The organism is Micromonospora sp. WMMD1076 (genome assembly GCF_029581475.1).
GTDB lineage: Bacteria > Actinomycetota > Actinomycetes > Mycobacteriales > Micromonosporaceae > Micromonospora > Micromonospora aurantiaca.
The window spans coordinates 2084447-2100113 of sequence record NZ_CP120862.1; the positions used below are offsets into that span (position 1 = coordinate 2084447).

Annotated in this window: 14 protein-coding genes; all 14 read right to left on the bottom strand. The window is 75.5% G+C overall.

The window, feature by feature from the left end:
- Window positions 1-3 precede the first annotated feature (3 nt).
- From O7622_RS10215 to O7622_RS10280, 14 genes are read right to left on the bottom strand one after another with little or no spacing between them, the layout of a single operon-like run.
- A complete protein-coding gene (locus tag O7622_RS10215; protein WP_282313099.1) occupies window positions 4-945 on the bottom strand; it encodes a hypothetical protein in 942 nt (313 codons plus the stop codon).
- Complete coding sequence (locus O7622_RS10220) at window positions 942-1637, bottom strand: 4'-phosphopantetheinyl transferase superfamily protein (protein ID WP_282313100.1); 696 nt, start codon at window positions 1635-1637, stop codon at window positions 942-944. The genes O7622_RS10215 and O7622_RS10220 overlap by 4 nt, the downstream gene beginning before the upstream one ends.
- Complete coding sequence (locus O7622_RS10225) at window positions 1631-2767, bottom strand: acyl-CoA dehydrogenase family protein (protein WP_282313101.1); 1137 nt, start codon at window positions 2765-2767, stop codon at window positions 1631-1633. Before O7622_RS10225 ends, O7622_RS10220 begins: the two co-directional genes overlap by 7 nt.
- A 1-nt stretch (window position 2768) precedes the next feature.
- Entirely contained in the window at window positions 2769-3926 is a 1158-nt protein-coding gene (locus tag O7622_RS10230) for an acyl-CoA dehydrogenase family protein (RefSeq protein WP_282313102.1), read from the bottom strand.
- Window positions 3923-4165, bottom strand: coding sequence for a phosphopantetheine-binding protein (locus O7622_RS10235; RefSeq protein WP_089002193.1), 243 nt, complete (start codon window positions 4163-4165; stop codon window positions 3923-3925). The genes O7622_RS10230 and O7622_RS10235 overlap by 4 nt, the downstream gene beginning before the upstream one ends.
- Before the next feature lie 7 nt (window positions 4166-4172).
- Window positions 4173-5423, bottom strand: a complete 1251-nt coding sequence (locus O7622_RS10240; RefSeq protein ID WP_282313104.1) for a type III PLP-dependent enzyme — start codon at window positions 5421-5423, stop codon at window positions 4173-4175.
- Window positions 5416-6915 (bottom strand): class I adenylate-forming enzyme family protein, encoded by a 1500-nt coding sequence (locus O7622_RS10245; protein WP_282313105.1) that lies wholly within the window; start codon window positions 6913-6915, stop codon window positions 5416-5418. Before O7622_RS10245 ends, O7622_RS10240 begins: the two co-directional genes overlap by 8 nt.
- Window positions 6912-8150: a phosphopantetheine-binding protein gene (locus O7622_RS10250; RefSeq protein WP_282313107.1), complete on the bottom strand. Its 1239-nt coding sequence runs from the start codon at window positions 8148-8150 to the stop codon at window positions 6912-6914. The genes O7622_RS10245 and O7622_RS10250 overlap by 4 nt, the downstream gene beginning before the upstream one ends.
- Window positions 8151-8160: 10 nt before the next feature.
- The gene (locus O7622_RS10255) at window positions 8161-9492 is read right to left on the bottom strand and encodes a TrpB-like pyridoxal phosphate-dependent enzyme (RefSeq protein WP_282313108.1); all 1332 of its coding nucleotides are present in this window, start codon (window positions 9490-9492) and stop codon (window positions 8161-8163) included.
- On the bottom strand, window positions 9489-9758 hold the full coding sequence (locus tag O7622_RS10260; RefSeq protein WP_282313109.1) for a phosphopantetheine-binding protein: 270 nt from the start codon (window positions 9756-9758) through the stop codon (window positions 9489-9491). The genes O7622_RS10255 and O7622_RS10260 overlap by 4 nt, the downstream gene beginning before the upstream one ends.
- Window positions 9755-11035 (bottom strand): glutamate-5-semialdehyde dehydrogenase, encoded by a 1281-nt coding sequence (locus tag O7622_RS10265; RefSeq protein ID WP_282313110.1) that lies wholly within the window; start codon window positions 11033-11035, stop codon window positions 9755-9757. Before O7622_RS10265 ends, O7622_RS10260 begins: the two co-directional genes overlap by 4 nt.
- Entirely contained in the window at window positions 11032-11772 is a 741-nt protein-coding gene (locus O7622_RS10270) for an SDR family oxidoreductase (RefSeq protein ID WP_282313111.1), read from the bottom strand. Before O7622_RS10270 ends, O7622_RS10265 begins: the two co-directional genes overlap by 4 nt.
- Window positions 11769-12494 (bottom strand): alpha/beta fold hydrolase, encoded by a 726-nt coding sequence (locus tag O7622_RS10275; protein WP_282313112.1) that lies wholly within the window; start codon window positions 12492-12494, stop codon window positions 11769-11771. The genes O7622_RS10270 and O7622_RS10275 overlap by 4 nt, the downstream gene beginning before the upstream one ends.
- Window positions 12491-15640, bottom strand: a complete 3150-nt coding sequence (locus O7622_RS10280) for a non-ribosomal peptide synthetase (RefSeq protein ID WP_282313114.1) — start codon at window positions 15638-15640, stop codon at window positions 12491-12493. The genes O7622_RS10275 and O7622_RS10280 overlap by 4 nt, the downstream gene beginning before the upstream one ends.
- Window positions 15641-15667 lie beyond the last annotated feature (27 nt).

Below are 15667 nucleotides of genomic sequence, written 5' to 3' on the forward strand. Positions count from 1 at the left end.
CCTTCACAAGGTCTGCCGGTGGGGGCGTTCCGCCGCCGGCGCTGGGGTGGTCGACCGGTCTCGTTCCAGGTGCCGCAGGTGGTCGAAGGTGGTCCGCACCAGCGCGGACCGGGGGCGTCCCCGGCGGGCCGACTCCACCGCGAAGCGCAGGGCCCGGGGCAGGTCCGCCCAGGCCCGCGCCGCCTCGTCGTCGCCGAGGTGGCGGTACCGGAACGTCCGGTGCCGCACGACGGCCCACAGGTCGTCCAGGTGCGCCCCGGCGGCCTCCGGGTGCGCGACGACGTGGTCGCGGAGGAACTCCAGGGCCTCGTCCTCGTCGGTCAGCCAGTCGCCGGGCAGCTCCGGCTCGTCCCCGGCGCTGCCCGTACGAACCAGCCACTGCGGCTGCGCGCCGGCCGGCGGGGGCGTCCAGAAGCCGAAGGCCAGCGCGTTGCGCCGGTCCTGTTCCGGGCGCCACACGGGCGGCGGGGTCATCGCGGCGAGCAGCCCTGCCGTGCCGAGCCAGCCGGCGTACGGCTCCTGTTCGCCGGCGGGCAGCAGCCCGCTGAACCCGTCGACCACGTGCCAGTCGTCGCCGCGCCGGTCGTCGACCAGCAGCCAGTGCGGCGCGTGGGCGGTGCCGCCGGTCGAGGGGGACCAGGGCAGCGCCGCGTTGTCGGTGACCACCAGCACCCGGCCGTGGCGCCGCAGCTCCGCGTCGACGGACTCGACGACGCCGTCGGCCGGGGCGGTGGCCCAGGCCAGCCGGGTGCCGTCCGGCAGCCGGTCGAGCGGCACCCGGTGGTGGGAGAAGGCGAGCTGCCCCTCCGGCAGGTCCGTGCGCACCGCGACGCGTACCGAGTCGGCGAACCGGTCGGGGGTGTCGGCGAACTCGCCGGCCCGGTAGCCGGCCAGGTTGGCGGTGTAGCAGCTCAGCCCGGCGAAGCGGGGGTCCGGGGCGGTCATCGCGTACCCACCACGTGCGCCACGCTCGCCGGCACCCGGCTGTGCCCGCGCAGGCTCACCCACCGCAGGTCGGCCCAGCGGCCCGTCCGCCGCCCCGCCGGCACCTCAATGGCCCAGGGGCGGCCGGCGAGGCCCGCGCCGGTCGCCTTCACGCACGCCTCCTGCACGGTCCAGATCCAGGCGAACTCGCGGTCCCGGGCCGGTGCGGGCAGCCGGTCCAGGGCGGCGCGGACCGCCGGGGCGCAGCAGCGGCGCAGCAGGGCCGGCGGCGCGGGCACGGGCACCTGGACGTCGACGCCGACCGGCACGCCCCGGCCGAGCGCGGCGGCCACCGTCCCGGCGTCGTGGGACAGGCTGACGCTGATCCCCGGCCACTCGGGCAGGTGCGGCTGGCCGCCGTCGTGGGCGGCGATCGGCGTGGCGCCAGCCGTCCGGCCCAGCTCGGCGGCGAGCAGCAGGCGCAGCAGCGCCCGCGCGGCCAGCCGTTCGGCGCGCGGACCGGCGGGGAGGTCACCGACGGTCGCCAGGTCCGCCGGGGCCGGCGGAAGGTGGGCGAGCAGCCGCTGCTCGGCCACGGCCACCCGCACCCGGGCGCCCAGCCGCAGCCGGACGATGCCCCGGTGGTGGCCCGTCGGGTCCCGGCGCGGCCGTGCCCGGCGGGCCAGCGCCGTCCGCTGCCGGGCCGTCACCACGGCCGGTCCCGCAGCAGGTCCGGCACGTGCTCGGCGATGCCGGCGAGCATCGCGCCGGTGGCGCCCCCGGCCGTGGCGAACATGCCGGCGGCGGCCCGCAGCTGCGCCAGCCCGCCCTCGGCGTACGCCTCCGCGCCGAGCAGGGCGGCGCACTCGCCGAGCACCACGTCCAGGCCCTGCGCCACCGAGGTCTTCAGCAGCATGCTGGTCACCAGGGGCTCGGTGCTTCTCCGGTGGGCGTCGCAGGCCGCCTCGATCCGCCAGGCCTCCACCACGCACCGGGCGAACCGCTCCCGGATCGCCACGTTGTCCCAGGCCCGGCCGTCGCCGAGGGGACGCTCGACGAGCCGGCGGTGGGTGTCGGCGAGCACCCGCCGGCACATCGCGGCGGCCCACACGCCGCCCGCGAAGCGTTCCGTGGCGATGTGCCGGGCGAAGCTGACCATGCCCCGGCCGGGCCGGCCGACCAGGTACGACCGGTCCAGGCACACCTGGTCGAAGTGCAGGTCGCCCAGGCCGGCGCCGGTCAGCGGGGTGCCCCGGGTCGCGGACACCCGCACGCCGGGGGCGTCGGTGGGCACCAGCACCCACACGAAGCTCGTGAAGTGCCGCTGCGGGCGGTGCCGGGCCAGCACGAGCGCGTGGCCGGCGGTGCGGGCGTTGGTGATCCACCGCTTGCCGCCGTCGAGCACCAGCGACCGGTCGTCGAGGCGTACCGTCGTGCCCAGCTCCATCAGGTCGGAGCCGGCGCCGTCGCGGTCCGTCGCTGCCAGCGCGAGCGTCGCGCGACCGGCGACCGCGTCGAGGTACGCGGCCCCCACCGGCCCGTCCGCCGGCTCCGCGTCGACCTGTTCGCGCAGGACGGGCAGCGCGCTGGCGACCTGGACGCAGACCGACAGCACCACCCCCACCGGGCAGTACGCGTCGAGGGTGCCGAGCAGCCCCGGCAGCTCGGCCGGCCCGAGGTCACGCAGCAGGCCGTGCTCGCCGAGCGCCCGCCACACGGCGCGGGCGTCCCCCGGGGACTCCAGCCCGCGCAGCACCGCCCCGGTACGCGCGGCCACGTCGCCGCCGGGATCGGGTGCCGCCGGGCCGGGCCCGGTGGGGGCCGCCGCCGGTGCCGTCCGCAACTCAGGCAAGGTGCACCTGCCGGTCGCGCAGCGTCAGCGCCCCGTTGACCAGCAGCAGCCGGTCGTTGGCGTAGTTCAGCGAGGCCGCGCGGAGGTCCCGGAACACGCGCTCCAGGTACAGCGGCGACGACCTGAGGTAGCCGTGCCGCAGGCCCACCAGCTCCACCATCTCGTCGGCGGCGGCGAAGCACTGCTCGGCGGCGTGCACCTTCAGGGAGTTGACCAGCAGCTGGGTCGGCGGGTCGGCCACGTCCGGGGTGCCCTCCACGGCGGCGACGGTGTGCCGCAGCAGGGCGTTGACCAGGTCGAGCCGGCCCCGGACCCGGGCCAGCCGGGTCAGCAGCAGCTCCGACGACGGATCGAACTGGCCCCGGCCGGCGTCGCGGATGTGGTGCAGGATCCGCGACAGCGCGCCGGTCGCCGCGCCGAGCCACGCCGCCGACCAGCCGATGTGCGCCAGCGGCCCGAAGGTGGGGGCGACGATCTCGCGGAACTTCCCGGGAGCGCCGATCACCTGGTCGGCCGGCACCCGCCCGGTCAGGCGCATCGGCACGCTCTGGGTGGCCCGCATCCCGAGCGGCTGCCAACCGCCGCGCACCTCCAGCGTGAGCTGGTCGCGGCGGGCGTACACCAGGGAGACCTGGCTGGGCGAGGTGGCGTCCGGCGCCAGCGTCGTGATGAGGTACGCGTCCGCGTGCTGGCCGCCCGTCACGATCGGGGCGTCCCGGTCGATCGTCAACGTCCCGGCGTCCTGCCGGACCGTCGACTCCGAGCTGAGCAGGTGCCCGCCCTTGCCGCGCTCGGTGGTGACCGAGGCGAGGTAGACGTCGCCCTTGCCGAGCTCCGGCAGGAGCCGCGCGGCGAACGGGCCGTCGGCGTGCCGGACCACCGCCACCACCTGCTGGCAGTGCATCGCGAAGATCAACGCGACGGACATGTCCACCCGGGCCAGCCGCAGCGTCACGTCGACGAGGTCGCCGAGCCCGCCGCCCCCGCCGCCGTGCTCCGCCGGCACGAGCAGGCCGAGCAACCCGGTGGCCCGCATCGCGTCCAGCGCCGCGACGGGGAACTCCGCCGCCTCGTCGGCCTGCTCCGCGTGCGCGGCGGTGGCGGCCAGCACCTCCTCCAGCGCGGCCTCGTGGCGGGTCGCGGTGCTCACGCCGCCCGCCCCCGCAGCGACTCGATGGTGTTCCACAGGCTGCCCGCGGTGGCGAAGGTGCTGTCGGTCAGCAGCTCGTCGGGCATGGACACGCCGTAGGTGTCCTCGATGGTGAAGAGCAGCTCGATCGCGCGCATCGAGTCCAGGCCCAGCTCGTTGAGCGAGGCCTCGGCGGTGATGGGCTGCGTTCCCGCGTACTTGAGGAACGGCTTGAGCAGGTCCGGAAAAGCGGCGTCCATTGTCAGATCAACCCCTGTCGCTGCCGATGACGGTGTGCCGGGTGAGCTCCAGCCGGGTCACGCCGGTGATCCGGCCCCCGGCGACGGTGACCTCGACCGGCATGGGATGCGCGAGGAAGGCCACCAGGCTGGCGTAGAGGCCGTACGCGCCCACGTTGGGCACGGCGACCAGCTGGCCCGGGACCAGAGGCGGGAGGGCGGCGGCGCGCGCCCACGTGTCCAGCGGCGTGCACAGCGGCCCGGTGACGATGGTCCCGGGCACCGGCGCGCCGGCCGCCGCGTCCACGGAGACCAGGTCCGGCACGATCGGCGGCAGCCGGCGCAGCCCGGACATCCCGCCGAGGTGGTGGATGCCCGACTCCAGCACCACCACGGTGGCGCCCTGCGACCGCTTCACGTCCAGGACCCGGGTGACCAGGGTGCCGCAGGTGCCGACCAGGTACCGGCCGGACTCGAAGGCCACCCCCGGCCCGCGCTCCGGCCAGCCCGGGAAGGCGTCGCCCAGCAACGCCGTCAGCCGGTCCGCCAGCTTCGGCAGCTCCGGCCGGGTGCCGGCCCGCGCGAATGGCGCCCCGAAGCCGCCGCCCAGGTCGATCAGCTCCGGCTGCGTCCCGGTCGCCGCCGCCAGCCGCCGTACGGTGTCGACGGACTGGGTGAACTGGGCGACCAGGGCGTCCTCGCCGTCGACGTTGCTGCCCATGTAGAGGTGGAACCCGACCGGGGACACGTTCCGGCGCGGCCCGAACAGCTCGGGCCGGTCCAGCACCCAGCGCACGTCCGCGCCGAACTGCGAGGCGACACCGGTCATGGTGAGCCCCTGCCCGGGGGCCGGGGTGTCGTCGTTGATCCGCACCAGCGCGCGTACCTCGACGTCGTGCTCGCGGGCCACCCGGTCGAGCTGGTCCAGCCCGTACGGGGAGTCGACGGAGAAGAGCCCGACGCCGGCCCGTACGGCCTCGGCCAGGTCGACGTCGCGCTTGCCCGGCCCGGTGTAGAGGACCTCGGCCGGGTCGCAGCCGGCCGCCAGCGCGACGCGCAGCTCGCCGGGGGAGCAGACCTCCGCCCGGCACCCCGAGGCGGTGAGGTCGGCGACCACCGCCGGGTGCGGGTTGGCCTTGAGCGAGTAGAACAGCTCGGCGGGCCCGGGCAGGGCGGCGCGCAGGGCCGCGTACGAGCGGGCCAGCTCGTCGGTGTCGTAGAGGTACGCCGGGGTCTGCGGCGCGTCCGGCCGGTCGAAGAGTTCCGCGAGCTCAGACACCGGCGCGCTCCGACCACATCCGGTACAGCTCGGCCCGGTCGACCTTGCCGTTGCGGGTCAGCGGGATCTCCGGCACGACCAGGCAGGTCCGGGGCGTCTTGTTCTCGTCGAGTTCGGTCCGCAGCGCGGCGAGCACCTCCGGCGCGGTCAGCTCGGTCACCGCGAACAGGGTGGCCGAGTCGCCGCCGTCCTCGGCGCGGGGCGGCAGCACGGCGGCGGCCTGCACCTGCGGTATCCGGTGCGCCGCCGCCTCGACCTCGGTGACGCTGACGCGGATGCCGCGTTCCTTGTAGATGTCGTCGCGCCGGCCGTGGAAGTAGAGGTAGCCGTCGGCGTCGAGCCAGCCGTGGTCGCCCGTGCGTAGCTGGGGGAAGAGCCCCTCTGCGCGGGGGAAGCGCTGCGCGGTGAGTTCCGGGCGACGCCAGTAGCCGGCCATCACGTGCGGGCCGCGGACCACGATCTCGCCGACGGTGCCGGGCGGCACCGCCGCGCCGTCCGCGTCCACGATCAGGATCTCGGTGCCCGGCAGGGCCCGCCCGGAGGCGCCGGGCCGGCGCAGGTCCTCGTCCACCGGCATGATCGCCGCCCGCTTGCACTCGGTGAGCCCGAACATCAGCTGTACGCGCAGCGTGGGGATCCGGGCGCGCAGGTCGCGCAGCACCTCGGGCGGCATCGCCGCGCCGGTGTTGGTGAGCAGGCGCAGCGCCGGCACGGCCGTGCCCGGGCGGGACAGCATCCGGGCCAGGCCACGGGCGAGGGCGGGCACGGCGGGCAGCACGGTCGCGCCGCTGTTCACCAGGTGCCGGGGCAGCGTCGGGCCGGTGTCGGCGGTGGAGGCCAGGTGCAGCCGGGCGCCGGCCAGCGTGCTGAGGAAGATCTGGTACATGCCGTAGTCGAAGGAGAGCGGCAGGGCGCACCACACGACGTCGTCGGCCCGGTAGCCGAGCTGGGCGGCGATGGCCCCGGCGGCGAAGACCACCTGCGCGTGGGTGGACACCACCGCCTTCGGCATGCCGGTGCTGCCGGAGGTGTAGATGAGGCAGACCGGGTCGACGGCCAGCGGGGCCGCCGCCGGCTCGGCGTCCGGGCCGTCCCGCACGATCCGGCGCAGGTCCGCCGAGCCGACGGTCGGCACCCCGCGCTCGGCGGCCACGGCGAGCGCCCGGGGGCTGTCGGTGACGAGCAGCGCCGGCTCGGCGTCGGTCAGCACGTGCGCCAGGGCGATGGCGGGGGACTGGTCGTTGACGACGCTGAACACGGCGCCCGCCCGGGAGCAGGCGTACAGCAGGGCGGGCAGCAGCGGGTCGGTGGGCAGGCAGACCACCACCCGTTCGCCCCGGCGCACACCCCGCCCGGCCAGCCAGCCGGCGAGCCGCCGGCTGGCGGCGTCCAGCTCGCCGTAGCTCTGGACCAGGTCGCCGTGTGCGATCGCCGGCGCGTCCGGCCGGGCGGCCGCGGTGCGGTCCAGCAGTTCGTGCAGCAGCCCGCTCACCGGCCCGACACCCCCTGCGTCGCCGGCCGGGCGCGCTCGAACACGGCGCCCAGCGAGTCGAGGTCGTGCAGGGCCGGGCCGGTGAGGTCGTCCGGGTCCAGCTCCACCCCCAGCCGGGCCTCCGCCCGCTCGATCACCTCGACCAGCCGGAACGAGTTGAAGCCCGACAGCGTCCGCAGCGGACGCCCGTCGACCGGCACCTCCGGGCCGACGCCGAGGACGCCACGCACCTCGTCGGCCAGCACCTCGCGGATCCGGTCCGGGTCGGCGGCGGATCCGTCCCTCGGCGGTGGCACCGGCCCGGCGTCGGCGAGCCGTCCGGCGAGCGCCACGTCGTCGCGCAGCAGGCCGGCGAGCTGGTCGAGGACGGGGGCGGGGAAGACGCCGCCCCGACGGACCCGGCGCATCGCCACGTAGCTCTGCCCGGCGAGCGCGAGCCAGGCGTCGGCGCGACCGGCGGCCTCCCGTGCCGCGTCGGCGGCGCCCGGGTCGCCGGCCAGCCAGGCGGCGTGCAGGGCCCGGGACCGGCCGAGCAGCCAGACGTCGAGGACCAGTTGGGCCGCCGCCTCCGCCTCGCCCGCCCGCTGCCGGACCGCCGCCAGGTAGTCCTCGATCCGGTCGGCGGCCGCGCGCAGGGCGGCGGCGTTGTCCCGCAGCAGCGCCGCCCGGTCGAGCAGCGGGGCGCCGTCGGCGACGACTGTCATCGCGGTCGCGTGGGGCACCGCCGCGTCGAAGTCGGCGGCGGACATCCGCCACGTCCCCGGTCGCGCGTCGCCCCACTGGGTGGAGTTGTGGTAGCCGTCGACCACGACGCAGTGCTCACCGGCGTCGACCAGCAGGAAGCTGTGCTCCATGTGCTGGTTGCCGGCGTACGGCAGCCAGCTCATGGTGAACGTGTCGGCGACCACGTAGAGCGGCGAGTGCTCCGCCACCAGCTCGCGCAGCCGCGCGCCCGGCACGTCGTCCCAGCGTCGGGTGACCCGCAGGCCGAGCAGGTCGGCCGCCTCGGCCAGCCGTTGGTCCACCGACGCGGTCACCGCCGGCGTCCCGGCCGGACCCTCGGCGGTGTGGAAGCGCAGGGTGGCCCCGAGCGCCAGGTGCGCGCCGGGCCCGTAGGCCCGGTCGGCCAGCGCGGCCAGGTTCACCTGTACGCAGTCCAGCAGGTCGGCGCGGAGACCGGTCAGCACCGGCGTCCACTCCCGGCTGCGCGTCGGCACCGCAGGCACAGCGACCATGTCACGCCCTTCAGATCTCGTGGACCGCGCGCAGCGACGCCGTCGCCTCCCGCAACGCGTCCGCGTCGGCCGGCCGGTCCTCGGGCAGACCGGCGAGGAGCTTGTCGTACGCGGCCAGGTCGAGCAGGCCGTGCCCGCTGACGCAGACCAGCACCCCGTGCCGCGCCGGGTGCCCGGACTCGCGCCCGGTCGCGACGCGGGCGGCGGCGGCCAGCGCGTGACCCGACTCCGGCGCGGGCAGCACCAGCTCGGTCAGGGCGAACGTCCGGCCGGCGGTCAGCGCCTCCCGCTGGCCCACCGCCAGCGCCGAGATCTGGTCCCGGTGCCGCATGGCGGAGATCAGCTTCGCCGCGCCGTGGAAACGCAGCCCGGCCGAGTGCGACGCGGGGATCGCGTAGCCGCTGCCGATCGTGTACATCGGCTCCATCGGGCCGGTGCCGGTGGAGTCGGTGTGGTCGTAGGCGTACACCCCACGGGTCAGCTTCGGGGTGGCGCTGGACTCGACCGCGATCAGGTCGGCGGGCACGTCCAGCTCGCCGGCCCGCCAGGCGGCGAAGAACGGCAGGGCCAGCCCGCCGAAGTTGCTGCCGGCGCCCACGCAGCCGATCACCGCGTCCACGGTGGCGTCGACGGCGGCGAGCTGGTCGATCGCCTCCAGGCCGATCACCGACTGGTGCAGGATGCTGTACGTCTCGCCGCTGCCGATGCAGAACGCCCGCTTGGGATCCGCCCGGGCGTACTCGACGGCCTCGCCGATGGCCAGCGCGAGGCTGTTGCCCTGCCCCGGCCGCTCGGCGGCGGCGCGTCCCACCCCGGTCAGCGGGCTGGGACTGGCGTGCAGCTCGGCGCCGTAGAGCCGCATCAGGCTGCCCCGGTACGGCTTGTCGCGCAGGCTCCCGCCGACCATGAAGACGGTGCAGGCCATGCCGAACGCGGCGCAGGCGGCGGCGAGGGCGCTGCCCCACTGCCCGGCGCCGGTGCCGGTGACCAGCTCCCGGAAGCCCGCCCGGTGGTAGTAGTGGGCCTGCGCCAGCGCGGTGTTGAACTTGTGGCTGCCCGAGATGTTGCCGCCCTCGTACTTGACGTAGATCGGGACGGTGGCCCCGATCTCGGCCTCGAAGCGGCGGGCCCGCCACAGCGGCGCGGGCCGGTAGGCCCGGTAGCGCTCGGCCACCGGCTCCGGGATCGGCCAGAACTCCCGGGCCGACACGCTCTGCCGGATCAGCTCCAGGGGCAGGGTGGCGGTCACCGGACCGTCGGCGTCCTCCGGCGTCAGGTCCGCGGGCAGTTCGTAGCCGAGGTGCGGCAGGACGCTGCGCCAGGCCCGGGGTGTCTCGGTCACGACTCCTCCTTCACCACGTCGGCGACGACGTCGACCAGGTCCGCGACGGTCGTGAAGACCCGCCCGGCGAAGATGTCGTCCGGCAGCGTCACGTCCAGCTCGTCCTCGAGCCGGACGAGCATGCCGAGGAAGCCGAGCGAGTTGACCCGCAGCATGTCGCCGTTGAGCGGTTCGAGGTCGTCGACCGTGCCGGGGTCGACCGCGAGCCGGGACTCGCGTACGACCAGCCGTTTCACCGCCTCGTTGATCAGGGACCGGTCCGTCATGCCGCCTCCGTCCCGGCGCCGCGCAGCCGGCCCCCGGCGTTGACGACCCAGCTCCAGGTCAGCAGGGCGGAGAGGTCGACGGGCCCGCGTACGTGCAGCCGGCCCGTGCTGATGGACAGCTCCGGTCCCAGGGCCATCGTCGGACCGTCGTGCAGGCGCAGGGAGCCGTTGACCACCAGCGCGGCGGCGTCCACCCTGGCCAGGAACCCGTCCACGACCGTCGGGTCGGTGGCCACCACGCCCTCGGTGTGCCGGGAACCGAAGCGGCGGATGTGGGCCGCCGCCTCGTCGAGGCCGGCGACGGGCCGGATGCCGACGGCGCGTTCCAGGAACTCGCGGCCGTCGTCGGCGGCGGTCAGCTCGGCCACCGGCGCCCCGGCGGGCACGGCGGCGGTCAGCCGGGGGTCGACCCGCAGCAGCCACGGCTCGGCCAGCCCGGCGCCGGCCCGCAGCAGGGCCCGGGTCAGCTCCTCGGCCACGTCGGCGTGGGCCAGCACCAGTTCGAGGGTGTTGCAGGCGGTGGGCTCGCCCAGCTTGCTGTCGAGCGCGATCCGGGCGGCCAGTTCCAGGTCGGCGCTGCTGTCGACGTAGAGGTGGTTGACCCCGCCGCCGCTGGCGATGACCGGGATGGTGGAGCTGGTCTGGCAGTAGTCGATGAGCGTCGGGCTGCCCCGGGGGATGAGCACGTCGACCGCGTCGTGCCGCTTCAGCAGGGCCCGTACCAGCCGGCGGTCGGGGTCGGTGACGATCCGTACGGTGCCGTCGGGCAGCCCCGCGTCCGCCAGCGCCTGCCCGACGACGACGGCGAGGGCGCGGTTGGTGGCCGCGATCTCCGAGCCGCCGCGCAGGACGGCCACGTTGCCGACCGCCACCGGGAGCAGGGCGCCCTCCACCGTCACGGTCGGCCGCGCCTCGAAGATCATCAGAACCACGCCGAGGGGCTTGGGCAGCCGGCGTACGGTGGCGCCGTTGCCGGCCCGGTGTCCCTCGGTCGGCGCGGTCACCACCGGCAGCGCCGCACGGGTCCGCGCGATCAGGTCGACCAGCGCGTCGAGGTGGCGCTTGCCGAGCGCCAGGCGGTCCACCAGCTCGGGGCCGAGGCCCGCCTCGGTGCCCCGGGCCACGTCGGTGGCGTTCGCCGCCAGGACGTCGGCCCAGCCGGAGGCGAGCCGGTCGGCGAGCGCTTCGCAGTACCGGTCGTAGCGCCCGTCGCCGGGCGGGGGCAGCTCGGCCCGGGCCCGCGTCGCACCGTCGAGGATCTCGTCCACATCGGTCACCACATGAACTGCCCACCGTCCACGATCAGCTTCTGCCCGGTCAGGTATCCACTCGCCGGCCCGACGAGGAACTCCAGGGCGTCGGCGATCTCCTCGGTGGTGCCGATGCGGCCCCGGGGGATCTCCGCGACCACCGCCGCCCGGGCGGCCGGGTCGTCCAGCCGGAACCGGGTCACCAGCTCGTCGGTCTCGGTCATGCCCGGGATCAGGCAGTTGACCCTGATCCGGGGCGCCAGCTCCAGCGCCAGGCACTTGGTGAGCTGGAGCAGGCCGGCCTTGCTGGCGCAGTAGTTCACGCCGTTGCGGCGGGGGCGGATGCCGGTGGTGGCCCCCACGTTGACGATCACGCCGTCGCGCCCGGCCGCCAGCATCGCGGGCGCGAACGCCCGGGTGAGGTGGAAGACGCCGGAGAGGTTGGTGTCGAGCACCCGCCGCCAGTCCTCGGTCGACATCTCCAGGAACGGCCTGTCGATGTTGATGCCCGCGTTGTTGACCAGCACGGTCGGCGGGCCGTGCTCCGCGAGGACCGCCGCCACGGCGGCGTCGACCGCCTCGGCGTCGCCGACGTCGAGCCGGACCGGGTGGAACGCGGCGCCGAGCTCGGCCGCCGCCGACGCCGCCGCGACGGCGTCACCCCGGTACGGCGCGACCACCCGGTGCCCCAGCTTCACCAGCCGGCGGCTGAAGGTGAGCCCGATGCCCCGGGTGCCGCCGCTGACCACCGCGAGCGGGCTCATCGCAGCACCGCACCGGAGGCCCGGCCGAGGAACGGCGTCACCTCGTCGACGAGCTGCGGCAGGCGCTCGGGGTCGAAGACGTCGAAGTGCCCCGCGTCGAGCCGCCCGGCGCTCAGCTCCGGCGCCAGTTCCCGCCACCGGGCCTCGGCCTCCGCCCGGAACCCGAACTCCTCGTCGGTGCACATCAGCATCAGCACCCGGCCGGCGTACGGCCGGTCGGCCCGGTAGTCGGCGAGGGCGGCGACCTGCGTGTCGAAGACCCGCCGGACCCGCTCGACGGTCTCCGGGGCGGGGCGCGGCCCGAGCATCCCGACGACGGTCTCGCGGACCCGGGCGTCCTCCTCGGGTGTGGCGCGGCGCGGCAGCGGCGTCGCGTCCACCAGCACCAGGTCGGGCAAATGCCCCCGCTCGGCCAGCCGGACGCACAGCTCCCAGGCGACCGAGCCGCCGAGGGACCAGCCGAGGACGGCCGCCGGGACCGTGCCGTCCGCGTCCAGCGCATGCGCCGCCGCGTCGGCCATCTCGGCGATGCTGAGCTCCGGCTCCTCGTCGGGCAGCAGGCCGGCCGCGCGTACGGCCGCGACGTTGTGGGTCTTGCCGATGGCCGCGGCGAGCCGCAGGTAGGGGTGCAGCCCGCCGCCGGCACCCGGCAGCAGTACGCACGCCGGTCGGGCGCCCCGCCGCAACAGGGGGACCAGCCGGCCGGGCAGCCTGGTCGTCACGGCGTCACCGCCGCATCGTCGTCGCCCCGCCCCGCGCGGACGAGCCCGGCGAGGGTGGCCACGGTGGGCGCGGCGAAGAAGTCGACAAGCGGCACCGCCACCCCGTAGCGTTCCTGCACCTCGGCGAGGGTGGTGAAGATGTTCAGCGAGTGGGCGCCGTACTCGATGAGCGGCCGGTCCGGCCGGATGCCCTCGACGTCGAGCACCCCGCCCCACAGCCCGGCCAGCTCCCGCTCCAGGTCGTCGGCGTACGCGACCTCCGTGCTGTCGGCGCTCTGCTGCTCGACCAGCAGCTCGTCGGCGAGCCGCAGCAGGGCGTCGCGGTCGGTCTTGCCGGTCGGCGTGGTGGGGACCCGGTCGGCCGGGAAGATCCACAGGGGACGCATGTAGACCGGCAGCGCCGTGGTCAGCCGTTGGCGGACCTGTTCCGGGTCGACGGTCGAGTCCGCGTCGGGGCGGACGAACAGCCCGAGTTCCCGGTCGGAGCCGGAGCCCCGGACCACGGCCACCGACTGTCGGACGCCGTCGACCTGGTTCGCGACCGCCTCGATCTCGCCCAGCTCGATCCGGTATCCCCGGATCTTGACCTGGGTGTCCATCCGGCCCAGGAAGACCAGGTCGCCCCGGTCGTCGCGGACCACGAGGTCCCCGGTGCGGTACATGGTCGCGTCGGGCGCGCCGGAGAACCGGTCGGGCACGAACCGCTCGGCCGTGATCTCCGGGTCGTTGATGTAGCCGTCGGCGGGGCAGTCCCCGCCCAGGAGCAGCTCGCCGGCGACGCCGGGCGGGGCGAGGTGGCCGGTGGCGTCGACCACGTACGCGCTCACCCGCGGGTACGGCTGGCCGATCGGCACGTGGGTCGGCCACACCGCGTCCCGGTACGACAGCCGGTGCGAGGTGACCGCGTGGGTCTCGGTGGGGCCGTACAGGTTGACCAGGGTGCAGTGCGGGTGGGCGAGGAAGAAGTCGCGGATCTCGTCGTCGACGATGAGCTGCTCGCCGGAGACGCACAGGTAGCGCAGCGCGGGCAACCGGGTGCCCCGGCTCGCGGCGGCTTGCACCAGGGGACGCAGCGCCGCGACCGGCAGGTAGACGTGGGTCACCTCGGTCCTGGCGATCCGGCTGAGGACGGCGGTGAACATCCGCCGGTCGGCCGGCTCGCGGGAGACCACCGTCCCGCCCGCCGCCAGGGTCGGCAGGATCTCCTGGAAGGAGACGTCGAAGCCGAGCGGGGCGTACTGGAGGAAGCGGGTCTCGGCGTCCATGCCGAGGGCCGCGATCTGCCAGCTCGTGAGGTTGGCCAGGGGGCGGTGTCCCATCTGGACGCCCTTGGGCTGCCCGGTGGAGCCCGACGTGTACATCACGTAGATCGGGGCGTCCGGGTCGGCCAGCGGGCCGGGCACCGGCTCCGTCGTGGCGGCCAGGTCCGCCACCGCGACCGTGAGCACGTCGGGCACCAGGGCCTCGCCGACGACGAACTCGCAGCCGGCCCGCCGGACCATGTACTCCAGCCGCTCGGCGGGCAGGCCCGGATCCAGGGGGAGGTACGCCGCGCCCCGGCGCAGGATGGCCAGGATGGCGGTCACCGTGTCGCAGAGGGTCGTCGCGGCGAGGCCCACCACCGCCCGGGGGCCGACGCCGTGCGCGGCGAGCCCGGCGCTGATCCGCTCGGCCTCGGCCAGCAACTGACGGTAGTCGAGCCGGCGGGTCGGGTCCTCGATCGCGGGGGCGTCGGGCCGCTGCCGGGCCACCGCCGTCACCCAGTCCCACGGCGTGTCGCCGGTCAGCGGGCTGGTCCAGCCGTCGGAGCGGACGCTGGCGGCGGCGGAGGCGTCGGCGAAGAGGTCGCCGAGCCGTTGCGAGCCGTCCCGGACCGCCCCGCGTACGGCGTCGCGCAGCGAGGTGAGCAGTCCGTCGGCGACGACCGGTGCGATGAGCTGCCGGTCGTACTCGATCTCGAGCAGCCAGCGGCCGTCGACGGGGGTGGCGCCCAGCCAGAGGTCGAACTTGGCGGTGCCGTTGCCGGGCTCCAGGACCCGCAGCACGGCCCCGCCCGCCTCCGGCGTGAAGGTGTCCTGCATGGCGAGCATCGCCGAGAACAGCGGGTTGCGGTTGCTGGAGCGGTCGGGCCGTACGTCGGCGACGAGCCGGTTGAAGGTGACGTCGACGTTCGCCCGGCAGAAGTCGATGGACTCCCGGACCACCTTGCCGAGATGCTCGTCGACGGTGCGGCTCCACTCCACGTCGACGGTGACCGGCAGCGTGTTGACGAAGAAGCCGCCGAGGTCGAAGGCGCCGATCGTGCGGCGGGCCATGAACGGGCTGCCGACCAGGACGCTGGACACGTTGCCGTGCCGGGCCAGCACGGTGCCGTAGATGCCGGAGAAGAAGACGAAGGGGGAGATCTCCAGCCGCCGGCAGGTCTCCGACAGCGCGGCCGTCTCGGCCGCGCTCAGGTACCAGCTGACCCGGTCGCCGGTGAACTCCGTCTGCGTGGCGCGCCCGGGCAGGGGAGCCAGCACCAGGGGCGGGACCTCCCGCAGCCGGGCCGCCCACTCCCGGGACCGGTCGACGACGCGGTCGGAGGTGGCGGTGCGGTTCTGTGCCGCCAGCTCCTTGACGAAGGCCTTCTCGCGGGCGGCGCGCCGCTGCTCGACCTCCGCCCCGGCGAGGCGGCCGGACAGTGCCTCCTGGAGGTCCCGCACCAGGGGCCCCATCGACACGCCGTCGAGGATGATGTGGTGGTCGCAGAGGAGGATCGCCACCCGGGGCTCGTCGACGCAGCGGACGACGGCGAAGCGGTACGCGGGACCGTTGGCCAGGTCGAACTCGGGTCGGCCGATCCGCCGCTGCGCCGCTGCGACGGCCTCCTCGAAGTCGCGCAGCCGGGCCGTGACCCGTTCGAGCGGGAAGTCCTCCGGTCCCGGCGGCGGGGTGAGCCGCGCGTGCATCTCGGGGAGCAGCCCGAAGACCTGGCGCATCGCCGGCTGGACGGCGACCACAGTGGCCAGCGCGCGCTCGATCGTCTCGTCGGGGATCGACGGGTCGATGTCGAAGCGGACAAGCTGGTTGTAGACGGCGCGGCCGGGCGAGCGTTCGTTGACGACCAGCAGCCCCTTCTGCGACTCGGTGATCGGCAGTCGCACCGGCCCGGTGTCCGTCGCGGGTTGCGT

What these genes read in the sequence shown, in the direction of transcription:
- O7622_RS10270 (WP_282313111.1), bottom strand. Translation starts at nt 11,772, where the DNA reads ATGAGCCCGCTCGCGGTGGTCAGCGGCGGCACCCGGGGCATCGGGCTC.
- O7622_RS10235 (WP_089002193.1), bottom strand. Translation starts at nt 4,165, where the DNA reads ATGGACGCCGCTTTTCCGGACCTGCTCAAGCCGTTCCTCAAGTACGCG.
- O7622_RS10250 (WP_282313107.1), bottom strand. Translation starts at nt 8,150, where the DNA reads ATGGTCGCTGTGCCTGCGGTGCCGACGCGCAGCCGGGAGTGGACGCCG.
- O7622_RS10260 (WP_282313109.1), bottom strand. Translation starts at nt 9,758, where the DNA reads ATGACGGACCGGTCCCTGATCAACGAGGCGGTGAAACGGCTGGTCGTA.
- O7622_RS10215 (WP_282313099.1), bottom strand. Translation starts at nt 945, where the DNA reads ATGACCGCCCCGGACCCCCGCTTCGCCGGGCTGAGCTGCTACACCGCC.